General features: G+C 50.7%; 15 protein-coding genes. 5 read left to right on the forward strand and 10 right to left on the reverse strand.

The features are described from left to right. Positions 1-125 precede the first annotated feature (125 nt). A complete protein-coding gene (locus tag F566_RS0121530) occupies positions 126-1,802 on the reverse strand; it encodes an acyl-CoA dehydrogenase family protein (protein ID WP_020409105.1) in 1,677 nt (558 codons plus the stop codon). A gap of 261 nt (positions 1,803-2,063) precedes the next feature. Beyond that, complete coding sequence (locus F566_RS0121535) at positions 2,064-2,501, reverse strand: nucleoside deaminase (protein WP_020409106.1); 438 nt, start codon at positions 2,499-2,501, stop codon at positions 2,064-2,066. Positions 2,502-2,814: 313 nt separating this feature from the next. On the opposite strand from F566_RS0121535, the gene F566_RS0121540 reads away from it, so the two are divergent. Continuing rightward, positions 2,815-3,825 (forward strand): hydrolase, encoded by a 1,011-nt coding sequence (locus tag F566_RS0121540; RefSeq protein ID WP_026180207.1) that lies wholly within the window; start codon positions 2,815-2,817, stop codon positions 3,823-3,825. 28 nt (positions 3,826-3,853) lie between these two features. Here F566_RS0121540 and F566_RS0121545 read toward each other — a convergent pair whose 3' ends face one another. Together F566_RS0121545 and F566_RS0121550 are read right to left on the reverse strand one after the other, a co-directional pair. Next, on the reverse strand, positions 3,854-4,294 hold the full coding sequence (locus F566_RS0121545; RefSeq protein ID WP_020409108.1) for a VOC family protein: 441 nt from the start codon (positions 4,292-4,294) through the stop codon (positions 3,854-3,856). A 149-nt stretch (positions 4,295-4,443) separates the two neighbouring features. Next, positions 4,444-4,929 carry an Lrp/AsnC family transcriptional regulator gene (locus tag F566_RS0121550; RefSeq protein WP_020409109.1) on the reverse strand — a complete coding sequence of 162 codons (486 nt, stop codon included), beginning with the start codon at positions 4,927-4,929 and terminating at the stop codon, positions 4,444-4,446. 326 nt (positions 4,930-5,255) lie between these two features. Here F566_RS0121550 and leuA point away from each other — a divergent pair, with 326 nt between their 5' ends. After that, positions 5,256-6,938: a 2-isopropylmalate synthase gene (gene leuA / locus F566_RS0121555; RefSeq protein ID WP_020409110.1), complete on the forward strand. Its 1,683-nt coding sequence runs from the start codon at positions 5,256-5,258 to the stop codon at positions 6,936-6,938. Between the two features lie 80 nt (positions 6,939-7,018). Here the strand turns inward: leuA and F566_RS0121560 are convergent, their stop codons facing one another. The 3 genes from F566_RS0121560 to upp (F566_RS0121570) form a co-directional block, all read right to left on the reverse strand. Continuing rightward, complete coding sequence (locus F566_RS0121560) at positions 7,019-8,446, reverse strand: M28 family metallopeptidase (RefSeq protein WP_020409111.1); 1,428 nt, start codon at positions 8,444-8,446, stop codon at positions 7,019-7,021. A gap of 448 nt (positions 8,447-8,894) precedes the next feature. After that, entirely contained in the window at positions 8,895-10,211 is a 1,317-nt protein-coding gene (locus F566_RS0121565; protein WP_020409112.1) for a uracil-xanthine permease family protein, read from the reverse strand. 3 nt (positions 10,212-10,214) lie between these two features. Continuing rightward, a complete protein-coding gene (upp, locus tag F566_RS0121570) occupies positions 10,215-10,853 on the reverse strand; it encodes a uracil phosphoribosyltransferase (RefSeq protein ID WP_020409113.1) in 639 nt (212 codons plus the stop codon). Positions 10,854-11,535: 682 nt separating this feature from the next. Here upp (F566_RS0121570) and F566_RS0121575 point away from each other — a divergent pair. The 3 genes from F566_RS0121575 to upp (F566_RS0121585) all read left to right on the forward strand — a co-directional run bounded on the left by F566_RS0121575 (position 11,536) and on the right by upp (F566_RS0121585) (position 14,919). Then, on the forward strand, positions 11,536-12,789 hold the full coding sequence (locus tag F566_RS0121575) for a GTP cyclohydrolase II (RefSeq protein ID WP_020409114.1): 1,254 nt from the start codon (positions 11,536-11,538) through the stop codon (positions 12,787-12,789). Between the two features lie 2 nt (positions 12,790-12,791). Next, a complete protein-coding gene (locus F566_RS0121580) occupies positions 12,792-14,117 on the forward strand; it encodes a DUF1688 family protein (protein ID WP_020409115.1) in 1,326 nt (441 codons plus the stop codon). Positions 14,118-14,256: 139 nt separating this feature from the next. Next, positions 14,257-14,919: a uracil phosphoribosyltransferase gene (upp, locus tag F566_RS0121585; protein WP_020409116.1), complete on the forward strand. Its 663-nt coding sequence runs from the start codon at positions 14,257-14,259 to the stop codon at positions 14,917-14,919. Positions 14,920-14,936: 17 nt separating this feature from the next. Here the strand turns inward: upp (F566_RS0121585) and F566_RS0121590 are convergent, their stop codons facing one another. The 3 genes from F566_RS0121590 to F566_RS0121600 all read right to left on the reverse strand — a co-directional run bounded on the left by F566_RS0121590 (position 14,937) and on the right by F566_RS0121600 (position 19,817). Continuing rightward, entirely contained in the window at positions 14,937-17,585 is a 2,649-nt protein-coding gene (locus F566_RS0121590) for a response regulator (RefSeq protein ID WP_245555285.1), read from the reverse strand. Positions 17,586-17,760: 175 nt separating this feature from the next. Then, positions 17,761-18,552, reverse strand: a complete 792-nt coding sequence (locus F566_RS0121595; protein ID WP_026180212.1) for an SDR family oxidoreductase — start codon at positions 18,550-18,552, stop codon at positions 17,761-17,763. Positions 18,553-18,578: 26 nt separating this feature from the next. Beyond that, positions 18,579-19,817 carry a multidrug effflux MFS transporter gene (locus tag F566_RS0121600; RefSeq protein WP_020409119.1) on the reverse strand — a complete coding sequence of 413 codons (1,239 nt, stop codon included), beginning with the start codon at positions 19,815-19,817 and terminating at the stop codon, positions 18,579-18,581. Positions 19,818-20,059: the final 242 nt, after the last annotated feature.

Genomic DNA, 20,059 nt, shown 5'->3' on the forward strand with positions numbered 1-20,059 from the left:
CCGGCCGGGATAACGCCTTTCCGGCCAATCAGGTCGGAAAGGGTCTGATACCGAAACTCCTCTCCCTTTCTGACATAGACAGGCACTTCATCCTGTGAAAGTCCAAGTCAACATTCACATAGGAATTATTGACCAACCTGTGGCATAGCACGCTGCAGAACTGTTTCCAGCTCAACATTCTGGTCAAGCGTGCCATACATATGCCCCCCTTCCCCCAGACGACTGTGAACAAAGGCCTGAGCCACCTCCGGAATGGAGTACTGAATCAAGGTGGCGCTCTGCCACAACAGGGCTGCGGATTCTACAACCCGTCTGAGCTGGGATTCCTGTAATTCATGCCCGGCAAGTCTTTGCTTGAGGGTATGCAATCTGGTATCGAACAGATCAAAGTGGCCTTTTGCTTTTTCCAATTCCTGGATTAGTGCATCCGCCACCCGAGGCTCACGTTCTATCGCCCGCGCCACATCCAGACATTGCACATTGCCCGATCCTTCCCAAATAGCATTAATCGGCGATTCCCGATAAAGCCGGGCCAGGACATTGTCCTCAACCACAGCCACACCACCAATGCATTCCATGGATTCATAGGTGTGTTGGGCAGCCCGTTTGCAGATCCAGTATTTCCCAATCGCCGTGCCAATACGGACAAGCAGTTGCTCAGATTCCTCTTTCGCATGATCCAGTGCATAAGCCAGACGCATACTGATTGCCAGCGCAGCCTCAGACTCAATAGCCAGATCAGCCAGGACATTCTGCATCAGAGGTTGCTGGTGCAGGTTTCTACCAAAGACTTCACGACCACTGGTGTGGTGAAGAGCCTGTGCTGAGGCTAATCCCATTATGGCGGATGAGCCAACCATACAGTCAAACCGAGTCATGGCGACCATTTCCAGAATGGTGCGGACTCCCCTCCCCTCCTCACCAATCATCCAGGCAAAGGCTCCCCGGTACTCAACTTCCGAAGAGGCATTGGAAACGTTCCCCATTTTGTCTTTGAGGCGCTGTATGTACATGGCATTCTTTGAACCGTCCGGACGCCAGCGGGGAAGCAGAAAGCAGGATAATCCGTTATCAGTCTGCGCGAGTACCAGAAAGGCATCACACATCGGCGCTGAACAGAACCATTTATGCCCGACAATCTCATAGGCTTGTCCAGGTCCGGGCTGGCCCAACGGGTAGGCGCGGGTAGTATTGGCCCGGACATCCGACCCCCCCTGTTTCTCGGTCATCGCCATCCCGATAGTGACCCCCTCCTTTTCATAAAAAGGAATATTACGGCCGTCATAAACGTTCGCCGTAATCCGCGGCAACCATTCTCTGGCAATATCTGGCTGGTGTTGCAACGCCGGCACGCTGGCGAAAGTCATCGTCAGAGGACAACCACTTCCCGGGTCCGCCTGGCTGTGCAGATATTCTATTCCAGCTCTCACCACATGAGCCCCCAGGCCAGGCTGAGTCCATGGCAGGCTGTGGTGGCCAGCCTGAATGGCTGACTGCATCAATTGATGATAGGCAGGGTGGTAATTCACCTGATCAATCCGATGACCAAATCGGTTATGGGTTTGAAACTCCGGCTTATGCTTGTTCGCATCAAACCCGGCGCGAAGAAGTTCATGACCGGCTTTATGCCCATAGTCCGCAAGTCTATCCTTGCCCCAACTGCCGCCAAACTGGTCAACATAGCTCTGTAGAACGCTATCAGCGGTATAGGCGTTGTAGTCTTCCAAAGCTGTCGGCTGGTTGAAAACATCATGAGTTTCAGCAATCCGGCAGTCGCCTGACACAAAGTAGTTGCCTGACATAAATATGCTCGCTCGGTTATCTCCTCAATTTCCAGCCATTATAGACTTGCCATCACAATAATTGAATATCAATTCACTTTTTAACCTGCCTTCCCCAGCAGGAAGAGGCCTACCATAGCGAGAGTCAGGGAAAATACGGTGGAATTTAGTGCGGAGGTGGAAATTAGTGCGGAGGCGGAATTGCTCTGCCAATTGCCGAGACAGCTTTGCTGGCAGAGCCTCAGTCTCAATACATGGGAGACATGCTTTAGTCTACTTTAGTTATTCCCCAATATCCTCATTCCATAGCTCCGGAGATTTCTCAATCAACTCATTCATCAGGCCAATACAGTCTTCATTCTGCAGTACAGAGACTTCCACTCCCCTGGAGCGCAATAGTTCTTCTTCCCCCATAAAAGTCTTGTTTTCGCCGACAATCACTTTGGGAATACCGTAGAGCAAAATAGCCCCGGAACACATGGGGCAAGGTGATAGTGTTGTGTACAGTGTGCATTCCTGATAGACCTTCGCCGGAAGCCGACCGGCATTTTCAAAAGCGTCCATTTCACCGTGCAGCACCACACTTCCCTGCTGAACCCTGCGATTATGGCCACGACCAATGATTTTTCCCTCATGGACGATGACAGAGCCTATAGGAATACCTCCCTCTTCGAGCCCTTTCCGGGCCTCATCAATTGCCGCCTGCATGAATGGGTCCATAGAATTTCTCCTGCTATCTGAAAATGTAGCGGTACTGAAAACACCGACCGCTAAAAAAGAATGGCAATAAAAAACCTGCCAACATTCAGTTGAAGTCAAAAACAAGGCTGAAAGTTGCAGGCACTTTTCTGACTTTAGCCCTATTCGACATTAAAACAAAGGATGATTTTTCGCGCTCCGCTTCGTATGCTTGGAAGCAGTCATTCCGCTATATTCGTCTCCTCAGGTAGAGAGGGAGACCAATCACGTGGGCTGGCTATGTGCTCTACAGTTACCCTAGGCTCTACACTTACCATGGACAGCTAGATATCCCATGCCATTTTCCCCCTCCCCCTGGTTACGAAATGCTCACTTGCAAACAATGTGGGCTCCCCTGTTCCGCAAAACACCTTTATTGCAGCGTTCGAGAGAGCGCCTGACTTTACCCGACACCGATTTTCTCGATCTTGACTGGTTTAATTCAGCCTCTGGTCCGAACGCCGGTGATATAGATCACCGCCCTCTTGCCGTTCTGTTTCATGGACTGACCGGCTCAAGCAACAGCCCCTATATCCTTGGCCTGCAGCAAGCATTAAGCGAACAGAACTGGTGCTCTGTTGCCGTTAACTTCCGGGGGTGCTCTGGTCGTCCCAACCGCCTTCCCCGGGCCTACCACTCAGGAGAAACCGGGGACATTCATTTTGTGTTGAGTACTTTGAGACACCGCTTTCCCACTCGTCAGATTATTGCAGTCGGTTATTCCCTGGGAGGAAATGCCCTGTGCAAATGGCTGGGGGAGCAAGGAGAGCAAGCCTGTATCAATGCTGCCATAGTGGTTTCAGCCCCGTATCAGTTAGCCAGATGCGCAACCCAATTGGACCGGGGATTCTCTAAAGTCTATCGCACGCGTCTGATACAGGAATTGACAAGCAGCATCGAACAGAAGAAAAACCTGTTTCTGCATACCGGGCAACATCATTACTGGAAAGCCCTGGACGACCTTGGCCCCTTATCAGATCTGAAAAGTTTCTGGCAGTTTGATAACCAGGTGGTGGCACCACTGCACGGATTTGTTTCAGCAGAGGATTACTACGAGCGCTCAAGTGCCCGGCAGTATGTCCCCTACATTGCAACGCCAACGCTCCTGATTCATGCTATGGATGACCCGTTTATGCCCAACGATGTGGCGCCAACTTCCGACGAGTGTCCCGATAGCGTCACTCTCGTGCTGACTAAGAGTGGTGGTCACGTGGGTTTTGTGACAGGAAGTTGGATTCCCTGGAAAACCGAGTTTTGGCTTGAGCAGTATATTCCTGCCTGGCTGGCAGGAATGATTAAAAGCTAAACGATACAGAACCTGGCCAGCGACCCCGTTACCAAGAACCAAAGTTCTCCATAGATGCCCATGGCTCCATCGGGGCCAGAGGTTCACCTTTCTGCAACAGCTCAATTGAGATGTTATCCGGCGACCTGACAAACGCCATATAACCGTCCCGGGGTGGACGATTGATTATCACTCCCTTGTCCATCAGTCTCTGACAGATGTCGTATATGTTCTCTACGCGATATGCCAGATGCCCGAAGTTGCGACCACCGGTGTATTCTTCCGGATCCCAGTTGTAAGTTAGCTCGACCAAAGGCGCCTTGTTCTCCCGAGCCCGATCTTCATCTCCGGGGGCAGCCAGAAATACCAGAGTAAAGCGGCCTTTTTCGCTATCTTTGCGGGAGATTTCCACCAACCCCAGTTTTTGACAATAAAAATCCAGGGAGGCATCCAAATCAGATACTCTCACCATGGTATGTAAATATTCCATCAGAGACTCCATTTCAGTTTGCAAAGTGCCGTAGGCCAATTCATCGGCGACACCCTGGCATTATTTGATGATTCTATTGAGACAATCATCGACCAGCGTCTTTGAACCACCAGTGATACACAGGGTTATTTAACCCACTAAAAACAGAACTAACAGTATGCCAAGGGCAATTCCATGCTGTCGATAACCCGCCGCAACACAAAACTTGAGTGGACGCCACTGACGCCGGGTATACGAGTAATCTTGTTCAACAGGAACACATGATAGGCATCCATATCCGGTATGACGACTTTCAACATATAATCCGCATCCTGCCCGGTAATCAGGTAGCATTCCTGTACTTCCGACAACTCGGCCACACGACTTTCAAATTCCTCAAACCTCTCCGGTGTATGTCGATCCATACCGATCAGAATAATAACGGTCAGCGCCAGTCCGAGTTTTTTTCGCTCCAGAACCGTCACCCGCTTCAGAATAATGCCGGCCTCTTCCAAAGCTTTCACCCGCCGCAGGCATGGTGAGGCGGATAATCCCACTTTCTCTGCGAGTTCCTGGTTCGACAACCCTCCATCTTTCTGCAACAGCTCAAGGATACGACGGTCAATTCGATCAATCTTAACAAGCTTCTCTGACATAGAGGTATTTTATTTCACCAAACAATATTTTCTAGCAATTTAATGCCAAATATAGTTCATTCATAACAAACTTCGCAAACACTTTGCGCAGCGGTTTTCTTACACTATGCCTCACACTCAAAAGGTGAACTGAATCTAGCGATCTGATTTACAGATCAGGTCATTAAGATCGTGCCACGGCCAAAAGCCCGATGCACACCGGCGTGCAGATTTGCCAAAAGCATCCCTGAACGACCGAGGGGCGGGATGGAGCACCACCCGCCTGACATACAACGCCAAAAATCGTCAAGAGACCCTAGTGAAAAGCAGCCATTAAGGAAATCGTCATGAGCTTTGACCATCGCAAATACCGGGCATTTGCCCCCATTCGCAAAACTGACCGTCGCTGGCCTGATCAGGTGATCGAAAAAGCGCCGCTATGGTGTGCGGTGGACCTACGCGATGGTAATCAGGCACTGGTTAAGCCCATGAATGTACAGCAGAAGCAACGCCTGTTTGATTTGCTGGTAAAATGCGGTTTCAAGCAGATTGAAATCGGGTTCCCCGCAGCCAGTCAGCCAGATTTTGATTTCTGTCGTAAATTGATCGAAGAAAACAGAATTCCCGACGATGTGACAATACAAGTGCTGACCCAGGCCCGTCCGGAGCTGATCGCCAGAACTTATGAAGCGCTGAAAGGTGTGCCTCAGGCCATTGTCCACGTCTACAACTCAACGTCCACCGTCCAGCGTGAGCAGGTGTTTGGCATGGACCGCGAAGGCATCAAAAATATTGCCGTACAGGGTGCCCGTGAAGTCAAACGCCATGCTGAGCAATACCCGGACACCAGATGGACTTTCCAGTATTCTCCTGAAAGCTTTACCGGCACGGAGTTGGATTTCGCCGTGGAAGTCGTGGATGCCGTCAATGACGTCTGGCGCCCGGATCAGGGGCAGCCGGTCATTATCAATCTGCCTGCCACGGTGGAAATGGCAACCCCCAATGTATTTGCCGACCAGATAGAGTGGGTCTGTGACCGTATAAAATACCGCGAGCATGTAATCGTCAGTCTGCATACCCATAACGACAGAGGCTGTGGAGTGGCTGCCGCTGAACTGGGTGTGATGGCAGGAGCAGATCGTATCGAAGGTACTCTGATGGGGAATGGTGAAAGGACCGGTAATATGGATCTGATCACCATGGCCATGAATCTCTACTCTCAGGGCGTGGATCCAGAGGTGGACCTGTCCAACATGGCCGAGATTATCGATACCGTGGAGTCCTGCACTGAAATCAGCACACATCCACGCCACCCCTATGCGGGTGAACTGGTCTTTACCGCATTCTCCGGCAGCCACCAGGATGCCATCCGTAAATGCCTCCATCGCCGTAAAGCGGATGAGCCCTGGAATGTGGCCTATCTTCCCATTGATCCGTCTGATCTGGGTCGCCGCTATGAGGAAGTGGTGCGCATTAACAGTCAATCCGGTAAAGGCGGCGTCACTCATATTCTGGAACGGGACTACAATATCAGCCTGCCCCGCTGGCTGCAGATTGAATTCGCTAAAGTTGTACAGAAAACTGCGGAGGAAACCGGTGGGGAAATCGATTCACACTCAATCCATCGATTGTTTGATGAAGAATACCTGAATATTCCCAATGGTTGGCGTCTGCGGACTTACGATTTACACAGAACCGATGACGGCGTACAGGCACAGGTGGAATTTGGTGAGGAGGCCGTCGTGTCCGGTCTGCGTGGATTTGGCCACGGTGCAGTTGAAGCTCTGGCTGAAGCTTTGCAGAATCGATTCCAGATCACAATCAAGGTTGACGCCTATGACGAGTTTGCATTAAGTGAGGGCACTTCTGCGAACGCTCTCGCCTGCATTAAAGTAGAGATCAATGATCAGATCGTCACAGCCGCCGCCTTGGCTGAAGATACAACAACCGCAACACTTCAGGCTTTGCTTACCTCAGTGGGGCGCTATGAATCCAAATGGGAAACGGCGCTGGAACAAAAAGCCGGTTGAAATTTACCAGCCTGTTCCAAAGGATTTTTAAGACATAAAAAAAGGGCCGTACGGCCCTTTTTTCGTTCAAGCAATGAAACTTACTTGATCCAGTATTTACCCCAATGAGTTTTGTCGTAAGCGACCTTGGAGCTCATCATGCGGAACATGGTAGGCGCATTGGCTGCTTCGATTTCTTCATCAATTATACGGGTAGTACGAGCAAACCAGCTGGTCACGAAGGCTGCTGCATCAGCATTGATTTCCAGCGCTTCCAGGTTCAGGTTATTGATGTCGTCGCATGCTGCATGGTAGCAGTAGTCAAGCGCTACACCGGCATCACCGCCGTACTTCGCTGCCTGCTCTTCAGTTTTGGGAACTTCCGCACCGGTAAACAGACCACCGAATGCAATTCCCTCTTCGAAGAACTGAGCATAGTCAGAACGGAAGCTGATCTGAGTACCTTCAGAAGGTAGACCGCGGATTTTGAAGTATTCTTCAAACAGCATCTCCGTTGCCTTGGATCCTGGAGGACCTTCCAGATCGAAGTCAGAACCATCGCCATCATAGATCATGTAAGCAAAGTTAGGTGACGCGATCATATCGAAGTTCAGGTAAACCTTGATCTTCTCTTTCTCTTCCTGGGACAGATTCAGCACATAGTCAGTGGATCCCACCAGACCGGCTTCTTCAGCACCCCACCATGCGAAACGCACTTTGTTGTGCACGTGAGCTCTGCGCATCTGAATGGCCATTTCCAGGATAGCGGCACTTCCTGAACCGTTGTCGTTGACACCGGCACCCTCAAATACTGAGTCAAGGTGTGCACCGACCATCACCACATTGTCTGGATCACCGCCATGGGTTTCAGCAATCACGTTAACGGTTTCGGTTTGCACCCGGATCACGTCCGCCACCATTTGCATGGACAGATCTTTGGTTTCAGTCCAGGCAACGCCATTGTCATAAGTGGCGAAGAATACCGGAATACCACCGGAATAACCGTCACTCAGAGTGGCATTGATCAGACCTTTACGGTCATCAGAGTTGCCCTGGTTAAAGATAATTGCACCCACTGCTCCGGCAGCTGCCGCATTCTCAGCTTTTTGCTGGAAGCTACAGGCACCACGCTGAATCAGCGCGATATTGCCAGCGGTGAATCCATCGAAATCTTCTGGTTCACAGCCACTGGTTGAGGCATTGTCCGGACCCAGATCCAGGTCAACCGCTTCAACCATTGCAGTTACGTCACCACCTTCTGTCTGAGTCAGATAATTAAAATCAGCTTCAAACTCATACTCAGTTCCGGAGTCACCAGCGACGGTCTTAAGAATTCCGGGACCTTGTGGGTAGAACGCGTTGAATGGGAAGGTGTCCAGCTTTGGTTTATAGCCGGCTTTTTCCAGCGTACTCATGACGTAGTCTACTGAATCATCATATCCCTTGAGGCCAGCGGCACGGGTGCCGTTATTCGCACGGGCAATATCATTCAACATCTCAAGATGCTCTTTGATATTATCGGCCGTCATACAACGGGGCAGTCCAATGGGACTACTACCTAAACGTCCGAACTTGCACTCAAAGTAGGAGGGAGTACCACTCCAGTACTCATGTAGGAAATTGCTGCTATCTGAATCTGCAAAGGCACTGCTAGCTGTCGAAAGAAAGACGGAAGATAGAGCGAAAGATATATACTTGGACTTTATTATCATCAGTCGAACTCCTTTTTATTGCATGTTATGCAATGTGTTTTTTTTATTTGCCGGCTTTTGGCCAGCCTACTTCCATGGCCTGATACTTCGTCTAAACCTGTTACATCGCTGGTTAGACATCCAGGGGTGTTCATGGTGAACTGGCATTCTTTTTTTTAGAAGCTTTTTGGCATAAGTAATTACCGCTACTACCTTTCACCTATCCCGCATAAAAAAACGCCGGTATCAACCGGCGCCTATTAAAACAAAATATTTTGTATCGTTGCTACACCAAATCGTCGACCTTCTCAATGTGGTGAGTCTGGGTACCTTTGGGCATCGGCAGCACCAAGTTCAGCAGAATCGCAACCAGACCGCACAAAGCAATGCCCTTGAGACTCCAGTCTCCCTGGCCGATCACCATTCCTCCAATACCAAACACCAGCGTGACGCCGACAATCACCAGATTGCGCGCTTCACTCAGGTCCACCTGGTGGCGAATCAGAGTATTCATTCCCACAACAGCAATTGAACCGAACAGAAGACAGAGAATTCCTCCCATAACGGGGACTGGTACAGTCTGCAAGGCCGCGCCGAATTTACCGATAAACGCCAGCAAGACAGCAATCACTGCCGCCCAGATCATCACTTTAGGGTTGAAGTTTTTTGTCAGCATGACCGCACCGGTAACTTCCGAGTAGGTGGTGTTGGGTGGCCCGCCAAACATGGCGGCAGAGGCTGTCGCCACACCATCACCCAATAACGTTTTATGCAGGCCAGGCTTCTTCAGATAATCCTTACCCGTGACTGAACTGATCGCCAACACATCCCCTACATGTTCGATGGCGGGAGCAATGGCGACCGGAATCATAAACAGGATGGCACCCCAATGAAGTTCAGGCATGACAAAATTCGGTATCGCCAACCAGCTTGCCTCGACAATAGGCGCTGTATCCACAATGCCAAAGAGCGCAGCCAGAATATAGCCGAAGACGACCCCCACGAGAATGGGAACCAGACGGAATATCCCTTTCCCTATAACGGCAACTATCAGGGTCACAGCCAGTGCCGGCATTGAAATCATTAACGCAGTGCTGTAGGGAACCAGTTCAGCTGAGCCGTCGCCGGCCTTACCCATCGCCATATTTACAGCAACAGGGGCCAACCCCAGACCTATGGACATGATGACGGGTCCGACTACCACCGGTGGCAGAACCCGATCCAGAATGTCTGTCCCTTTGATTTTCACCACGGCGGAAAACAGCATATAAGTCAGACCGGCAGCCATTAGGCCACCCAGAGTGGCCGGCAACCCATAGGTGGTTTTTGCCGCAATGATCGGGGCAATAAAGGCAAAAGAAGAAGCCAGGAATATCGGTACCTGTCCACCTGTGATGATATGAAACAGCAAGGTCCCTAAACCGGCAGTAAATAACGCCACATTCGGGTCCAGGCCAGTAATCAATGGCATCAGAACCAGCGCACCAAAGGCCACAAAAAGCATTTGGGAGCCAGCCAGAACCTGCTTCCAGAGAGGGTCACTCATATGCGTGTCATGGCTAACACTATTATTGACCGGCGAATAATTTTCGGACTCTTTCATCGTTTAGACGTCCTTCTGTTTAGTCCCAAAAATCTTATCTCCTGCGTCACCCAGTCCCGGCAGGATGTAACCTTTTTCATTGAGGTGGCTATCTATTGAGGCGGTGTATATTTCCACATCGGGATGTTGTGCCTGTACCGCTTTGATGCCCTCCGGTGCAGCCACCAGTACAAGCGCCCGAATCTCTGCACTACCGGCTTTTTTCAATAGATCAATTGTGGCGTTAAGCGATCCACCGGTGGCCAGCATGGGATCTATGATCAGTGCCAGACGCTGGTCTAGCTCGCCGACCAGTTTTTCCAGATATGTGCTGGCTTCCAGCGTTTCTTCATTACGTACCTGCCCTACAACACTCACCTTGGCGCTGGGGATCAACGACAGCACACCATCCAACATACCAAGGCCGGCCCGCAGAATCGGCACAACGGTCACTTTTTTACCTGACAGTTTCTGTACCTCGACATCTCCCGCCCACCCCTGAATCGTCTCCGATTCCAGTGCAAAGTCTTTGGTCGCCTCATACGTCAGCAGGGCGGATATTTCCTGTGCCAGCTCCCGGAAATTCTTGGTACTGATATCAACCCGCCGCAGCAGACCAATTTTGTGTTGAATCAAAGGGTGTCGAATTTCGTAGACAGGCATATAAAATCTCCGGACATTTTCATTATTCAATCAGGGGGCATCAGCCGATTAACCGGCCATTCTGACCAGGAGGAACTATACTGTAATAAAGCCTCGAGGCCATCACTGAATATAAATCCAGCGATGGAGGTTGCGAATTTGGTTGATAGGAACAGCCTTATGCTTCGTATTAATAGCTATAGGCAGTCCAACTAGCCGGAGCCATCAGCGAGATTAACCCACTCACAGAGATCCTGCTGGAAGACAGCCTGCTCCGAAAACATACCGATCACCCTCAATGCGCCCAAAGAAGGTGCATTTTGCCGCTCCCGTTCTCTAATATCAGATAAGGAGACAGGCTATACAGCTTGGGTAAAGCCAATAATGCTCCCCACCGGCTGTATCAAGAGAGGTATTTTTTAAATCCTGACCAATTAGTCAAGGATTGGAACAAAAAATGCAGAAATGTAAGGCATATACGAGAGAAAGAATAAGAAGCCACGATTTACAGACTCGAGATGCAAATAAGGAGAGATGCAAAAAGCCACATTTGACGTCATGACAATGTCGTAAAAAAGTAGTACACCAATTAATCAGAACAAATTTTCAGGAGCAGTACAGGAAGCAATTAACCGTACCCGCAAGGGCAAGCAGTCAACCAATCAAATCGGTGAGGGCTCACCGAGTAGCTGAGGACAGGGCTATGGCAGTAAACCAACATATTCGTGCCATCTCATTAACGTCACACACCCACAGTGGCGTCAGACATCCTGTAAATTGGGGGGCACCGAACATCCAGGAGCGGGGGCCGGTTATTGGCACCATCACTAACCCTGCGGACAAAAACACTATAGGTTCCCATGCCGGTTCCTACTGTGTATACCGCGCCATGGCCGTCGCGAAAGGAGACCTCTCTCCTTTGCACAAGCCAGATCTGACCAATACTGAACCGGTGGTCGACATCGGCCCCTTCCCGCAATGGACCGAACAGGACAAGATTGTTTCCATTGATCCCTGGGGACACCGGGTTGCCTCAGACTTCAAACACTTGCTGGATCGGGGAACGGATATACGCCCGACGGTTGCGATTACCAAAGCGCGAATCACAATCCCGGAGATTCAGTACGGTGTCCGCCAGGGGCTGATCAAGGCAGATGGCAAAGTTCTTCTACAGACTGGTGAAGCCAATGTGACCAAGATTGCCCTGGAACCGGTCTGGTATTTACCCGGAATTGCGCGTCGCATCAACGTGGACGAGACCATCCTGCGTAAAGCCATGTTTGAGCACACCGGTGGCATGTTCCCTGAGTTGATTACCCGACCAGACCTGCCCATATTTCTCCCTCCGATTGGCAGTACCACCATTTACCTGTTTGGAGACCACACGGCGATTCAGGATCCGGCGCGGGAAGTGGCATGCCGTGTCCATGACGAATGTAACGGATCCGATGTATTCGGCTCAGATATCTGTACCTGCCGCCCCTACCTGACCCATGGCATTGAGGTTTGCATCCGCGTTGCACAACAGGGCGGTGTCGGCATCATTGTGTATAACCGGAAAGAAGGTCGGGCCTTGGGCGAGGTTACCAAGTTCCTGGTTTATAACGCCCGTAAACGGCAAGTGGGTGGCGATCGCGCTTCTGCGTATTTCCAGCGTACCGAGTGTATCGCCGGTGTGGAAGACATGAGATTTCAGCCTCTGATGCCGGATCCTCTTCACTGGCTGGGGGTCAACTGTATTGATTATATGGCCTCCATGAGCAACATGAAATTCGACGCTCTGACCAGTCAGGGCATACAAATCAAAAACCGAATTACGATCCCCGATGAGATGATTCCTGAAGATGCCAAAGTGGAAATCGATGCCAAGATGGCGGCCGGTTATTTTTCCGACGGCAAGGAAGTGACCGATGAAACTCTGAACAAGAAGTTCGGTCGGGATCTGGAGGCCTATTAGTTATGTTATTACCTGAGAAAACGTTATCCGCAGAAAGAACGATATCGTCGGATAAACCATCATTATCAGATAAAGCCACGAAGAATAAGATGGCTTACAGCACGGAACAACTTCATCTCTGGCGGGCCGAAACCATTCGCTCCCGTTGCCGGGAAGTGCTCGAAAAGGCCCGCCGGGGTGAGTTGATCGGCTATGAATATTATGCTGAAAAGCTCCCGACTGTTGCCGATTTTGTCGTCCAGGTCATCCGTGAAAGCCATCCTTCGCTGGACGTTCCACCACACAGTCGCTGGCGGCACTTCTCCGCAGGGGGCGTTGATCGCTGGTCGGAGATGTCACAGGCCATCGCCAGCGCGACCGAAACGTCAACCACAGATGCTCCGGCCGAATTACAACGCTGCGCGACTGAGCTGACCATCGTCAGTGTATTGCTGGATGCCGGAGCCGGTGCCGACTGGAAATTTAACGACATTGTGAGCGGCCAGACTTATACCCGTTCAGAAGGCTTGGGACTGGCGAGCCTGAAGCTTTATGCTTCTGGCCATCTGTCGGCAAGTGGAAAACCTTATCTGGTGGATGCCGCAGGACTGAAATCACTAACATGTAAGCAGCTCGCTGAATGTTTCCAGGTGTCAGAGAAGAACCCATTGATTGGCCTGGAGGCACGTCTGTCCCTGCTGCATCAACTGGGTCAAATGGTTGCAACCTGTCCTGCCATTTTTGGTCAGGAAGGTCGCCTTGGCCGCCTCTCAGACCATCTAAAAAGCCTGTCGGAAGGGCCTCTTTCCATCGACACCGCGTTTCACGAGCTATTGAAACTGCTGGCCGTTATCTGGCCCGAACGCATTTCCGGAGATCTCCCGTTGGGAGATGTCTGGGAATATCCCGGCGTAGGTAAGAATGAACCCGGCGCCAATCTGATCCCCTTCCACAAACTGACCCAATGGATGCTGTACTCCCTGACTGACGCCTGGCACCTGACTGGCCTGTCCACCACCGATGACCAAGTACTGACGGCTCTGGCTGAGTATAGAAACGGAGGTTTGCTGCTGGACATGGGTGTGCTCAAACCACGGCGGGAAGACTTTCCAGACACCGTTTTCTCTCCCTCAGACCCCGAAGTGGTCGAACTCCGGGCCATGACCGTTGCCGTGATAGATGAGCTTGCCAGTCTCATCAACGAGCGCCTGACCGGCCAGGGAATTACGTTAACGCTTGCGCAGGTTCTGGAAGGCGGCACCTGGACAGCCGGACGAAAGCTTGCGTTTGCGCGCACCCCGAGTGGCAATCCGCCGATCAAATACAAGGCTGACGGTACACTCTTTTAAAAGAACCTCTTTTAAAGGATCTTAAAGCGACGCTATTAAGTTACTGTTTTTAGAGTCTGTTAACGGTATCGCATACCGCGGCACCAGGTAATGGCAATGACATGCTGTGAAATGACATTGCCTAATCAAGAAAGAGAGCATGGATATGACGCAGACCACCCTGATTGAAAAATTCCCTGGCGTTTACGAGATCAATCATCCCTTTGTGCAACATAAACTGACCAGTCTCCGGGACAAGAATACGCCGACAAGAGAATTCAGAATGCTGGTCGAGGAACTTGGTATTCTCATCGGTTACGAAGCCACGCGCGACCTGGAAACGGAACTGGTGGAAGTGGAAACCCCCTTGGAGGTCGCCCAAAGCCCTACTTTAAAGGGCAAAAAACTGTGCGTCGTGACAATTATGCGAGCCGGCAACGGTATGACCGAAGGTGTATTGAAGCTCTCACCTTCTGCCCGTGTTGGGCATATCGGCCTGTACCGGGACCCACAGACCAAACTGCCGATTGAGTATTACGTCAAGATGCCACCGGATCTGGACCAACGTACGATCATTTGCGTCGATCCGATGCTGGCAACCGGACACTCTGCTACTGCAGCGGTTCATAAGATCAAGGACATGGGAGCTAAAGAGATCCGTTTTATCTGCCTGTTTGCAGCCCCTGAAGGACTCGCCCTGTTTCGCGAGGAACATCCTGACGTGCCCGTTTTCGCTGGCGTCATCGACAGTCACTTGGATGAGAACGCTTATATTCGTCCCGGTGTGGGAGATGCCGGGGATCGTATCTACGGTACCAAATAAAACTCAATATCGACCTGTTAACCCAGGTGACGGAACAGCACCTGACGCAATTCGTCCCTGGATACAGGTTTACACAGGTGGCCATTCGCGCCAGCTTCAAGAGAGGCCTGAATATCCGAGATCGAGGCATTGCCGGACAACATATAAATCGGCTGGGTGTATCCCTGTCCCCTGAGTATTTTCAACGCCTCCATACCGTCCATCACCGGCATTTGAATATCCATGATAATGAGGTCCTGAGGCTGACTGGAGGCAATGTTCACGGCTTCATCACCATTCACCGCAACTTTGATTTCCGCGTGTTCCGCAGCACTTTCCACTTGCCGCTTCAATAGCAACTGGTTGGTGGCATTGTCTTCAACAATCAAAATATTGCAGGACTTTGCATAGGTTTTAGGACGCAGATGCTCACTGATGATCTGGTAAAATACCCGCCGATTAATCGGTTTGGCGATGTAATCATCGAAACCGACACTGAGGTAGTCTTCAACCTGATGTTTCATGACATTGGCCGTAATGGCAATCAGCGGCACGCGGGGGTGGATTCTTACCAGTTGCCTGGCAGTATCCTCGCCCCCCATTTCAGGCATCTGGATATCCAGTAAGATCAGATCAAAGCGTTCTTTCTCCATTGCCTCAATCGCGGCCCTGCCATTGTTCACGATGCTGACATCCAGCCCGGCCTGTCCTAGCAGCCGGGATATCAGATGTTGATTATCCGGGTTGTCTTCGGCCAACAGGACCTTCCCCTGCAACTGGGGAATAATCAGATCAGCCTCAAGTGACGTGGTTTCGGTCGCCTGCTCAAGCTCTTCGTCACAGGTGATCCACTTCACCCCGATCATTGGTCCTGGATCTATCGTCACCACAAAGCAACTCCCCTGTCCTTTACTGCTGCTGGCTATGATCTGCCCGCCCAGCAATCTGGCCAGCTCCCGGGAAATATGGAGACCCAGACCAGTCCCACCATACTGCCGGGTAGTAGACGAATCCGCCTGAACAAAAGGCTCAAAAACCCGGTCCAGCTCTTCCTGAGTCATACCGATACCGGTGTCCTCAATAGCAAAAGACAGTAGATGATGGGCGTTATCATAGGCGACCCGGATATCAATTTTCCCCCGATGAGTGAATTTGATCGCGTTCGCACCTAGATTGAAGAGTATCTGCTTCAATCTTGTAGGATCTGATACAAAAGTTTTCGGGAGGGGGTAAACCGGCGTAATGGAGAAACTGAGCGCTTTTTCGCTGGCCCGCATTCCAAGATGTGAACGCAGCTCTTCCAGGATATTGGCAATATTAATATCAATCCGCTCAACCTCCAGTTGATCTGCTTCAATTTTGGAGATGTCCAGGATGTCGTTGATAATTGTCAGGAGATGGAATCCACTACGGATAATTGTACCGGCAAACTGACGCCTTTCTTTCAGGCTGATATCCTGATCCAGGAGCGATTCAGCATATCCCAGTATGGCCGTCATGGGGGTTCTGATTTCATGGCTCATATTTGCCAGAAAACGGCTTTTCGCCTTTTCCGATTCCTCTGCTGCATGCTGGGCCTGGGTTGCCTGCTCCCGCGCTACTCTCTCCCTCTCCAGCAATCGCGCGTTACGGATCGCCGTACCGACCTGGACCAAATAATCACCAATAGTATGAAAAGCCAGTTCGTCCAGCTCCAGCGGCTTTTCATAGTTGAAAATCGCGAATCCGCCAATCACCTTGTTTTCCACATGGAGGGGAAAATACGCGACCGATATCGGCGCTTTAAGTTCATAGAGCTCCATATCAATGGGAGGCGCAATGTCAGGATTCGGGCGTTCCGCTCTGGGAATATAGACTTGTCGATCCTTCAGCAGCGGCCATACAAAGATACTCTTTGCCTCCTCGCGGGTTGAAAAGCCGATCCCCACTACCTCACCAAGAATATCCCCGGACACATAATCACCATAACTCCTTTCGATATGCACCCATTGTCCATCATCGCTAAGGGAGGTGAGATAAACCTGCTCGAATGAGTACATCTGCCTAAGCGTTGCCAGGACAGGCTTCATAATCTCATCCAGCTCCAGATGGGTATTGACCCGCTGGGCCAGCTCACTGATATCCTGGAGCGTCTCTTTTTGTTGGGCCAGACGATTCTTCACCCGGATCAACTTCTGGTTCACCTTGTAGAACATTCCTCCCAGACTCAGCATATAGATATAAAGTGCCGAACAAACAAGGATGGTGGCGAACAGACTCAGATATTCACGGAAATAGAAACCATAGACGGCAGACACGATCACCATACCCAGCAGCATGCTGAAAGTACCAACAAACAACAGCCGCAATCCCCCTGCACTGAAATTGCTCATGGTCGCACTACTGATCATGGCAACGGTTACCAGGGGATTAAACCCCCATATGGCAATAGAAGCCCCGTAGGCGAAATTATCCAGCAGGATGTTTCGACGTTCGTCTTTTTCGGTTTTGGTAAAAAGATGAATCAGGTGGGGATATAACAAAGTGTGCAGCAACAGGATGGACCATAAGCCTGCGGATACTGAAGTTCCCAATATGGCGCAGTGCATGAGCAGAACTATCAGACAGGCCAATACCCGCAAAGGATGAGCGTGGACAACAGCCCCCTCTTTGCCGTGCCGGTACAGCGCCACTATTGCTCTAATCACCTATACTCGTACCTTTTTTTACCGCAGTCACTTACCAGTGTTTTAAAACGACGGCATCTCAACGCCAACTGGCGGGCCTCAGTTGATCTCGGCTCTCATTCTGCAAATAAGCAACATTTTATTATTAAGTGTAATCCCTTTATCCTGATCTGGCCTGAGAGTTGTGAACAACCTCTTAAAACAGGGATTTCATTGAGCCACCGTCAACCACCATGGCGGTACCGGTCACATAACCTGAAGCCTCAGAAAGCAAGAAACAGGCAGCCTGGGCAAATTCATCTGGCTGCCCATAGCGACCGAGCGGGATCGAAGACTCAGAAGACGCTTTCTGCTCAGCCACGGTAATTCCCTTCTTACCGGCAGCCGTCTTATCCAGCGCCTGAACCCTCGGTGTGTCTATTCGTCCGGGGATAATCGTATTCAGCCGTATTCCATCAACAGCGCATTGTCGTGAAAGACTTTTGACAAGACTCGTCACTCCTGTGCGCATTACATTGGATAACAGCAGCATATCAATAGGCTCTTTCACTGAGGAGGAAGTAATTACCACGATACTGCCGTTCCCGGCCTGACGCATAAGGGGCAGCGCACAGCGAATCATCCTCACACTGCTCATCATGGTAAGATCAAATGCTGCCTGCCAGGCCACATCATCAAAGTCGTCAAACTGCCCTGCAGGCGGCCCACCGGCATTGACCAAAAGTGCATCCGGAATGCCGAGTGATTCAACCGTCCTGTCAAACCAGCCCTGGATGCCTTCTGCATCCAGCGCATCCACCGGTTGAGCCAGCACCTTCACCCCAAATTCCTGACGAATACTGTCAGCCGCCGCTGCAATTTTTTCCGGGGATCGGCTCATGATGGACAAATTGGCCCCTTCCCGGGCACATTGCCGGGCAATGGCCAGGCCCAACCCGGAACTGGCTGCCGCGACCATCACCGTCTTACCCTGTAATCCAAGATCCATATCCGTTCCCCCGATTGCTATCGGCATCAGTGCGATGCGTTGTCAGTTTCCTCAGCAAGCTCTTGCCGGTAAAGTTGCGGAGCACGCCAGACCAGGATCAAGCCCACCACAACGCAGACGAGCATTAACAGTACTATAGGGTTCAAGGTCGAATCTGACAATAAAGTGGCCAGACCACTGACCAGACCACTCAATGTCATAGGTATCGCTCCCAGCAACGCTGAAGCAGTGCCGCTGTTACGCTCAAAAAAGTGCATATAGCTCGCCTGTATATTGGGGGCTACCGCACCTAAAGAGCCAACAGCCAGCATCAGTGCCGGAGCGAACAGATACAGACTCTGCATCCAGGTGACCGATACCAACAGAAGTATCACGGCCATGATCTGAATTGAAACACCCAGTTTGACAACCTGAACCGGCTCATAAAACTTCAGCATACGGCGCCCAAGAATATTCATGCAGGCCATGACCGCAATATTACCGGCAAACAGGATCGAAAATGTATAGGCCGTTAAGCCGAACCACTCCTGGTAAATAAATGAGGCATGCGTCAGAAATATCATCATGACGCTGATTACCATGGCCTGAATCACAATAAATCTGATCGCCATTGGGCGGGTAAACACACTCCAGTAGCTGCTTAAAAGTTTCTGCGGAGGTTTAGGGACATGAGGTGGCATACGCGAAAACAATCCAGTCCACAGGCAGATCGCCACGATTCCGCCATAAATTGCCAGGAAGATGAAAATGCCACGCCAACTGGTGACAGTCAAAATGGTGCTTCCCACAGTCGGTGCAATGGCTGGTGCAATGATCATAATCAGACCGATCATGGAAAATAACTTGGCAGCCTCCTTCCCCTTACAGCGATCCCGGACGATAGCTGGTATGGATACAGAGGTCCACCCGCCACCAAAAGCCTGGATCGCCCGCCAGAACAATAACGACTCCAGTGAGTCGCTCATAGCCAACATCAGGCTCGCCAGCATAAAGACCGCCAACCCCGACATCATTGCCAGTTTTCTGCCGTAACGATCAGAAACCGGGCCTCCCACGAGCTGGCCGAATGCCATCACGAAGATATAGATACTGATAGTCAGCGACACATCATGCAGTTCAATACCAAGAGACTGGGCGATACTGGGAAAGGCTGGCAGGTAGGTGTCAATAGTGAATGGCCCTAGCGCAACCGCTGACGCCAGAAGCAATGTCAGCCTGGTGCTGGAAACGGTCTTGTCTTCAGGAACTTGAGGATTCACGGACATTAAAAAGAGAACCTTTTTGGCGAGAATATGAAAAAAAGCATGAAAGAGTAGCGTCTTTCCCCATAAATACAATTCTGATTTATGAAACAGTCCTTTCGGACCAGGATGTTCAGATTGAAGGGACAGACACGATTGCAAGGTTTTGTTACATGGGAATTTAACCCACAGAATCTGCTAAGTGGTTATACTTACCACAAAATCTCCATCACCATGGGTCTCAATCACTCGTGTAGAATTATTGA

Origin of the sequence: Hahella ganghwensis DSM 17046 (assembly GCF_000376785.1) — a bacterium.
Lineage (GTDB): Bacteria > Pseudomonadota > Gammaproteobacteria > Pseudomonadales > Oleiphilaceae > Hahella > Hahella ganghwensis.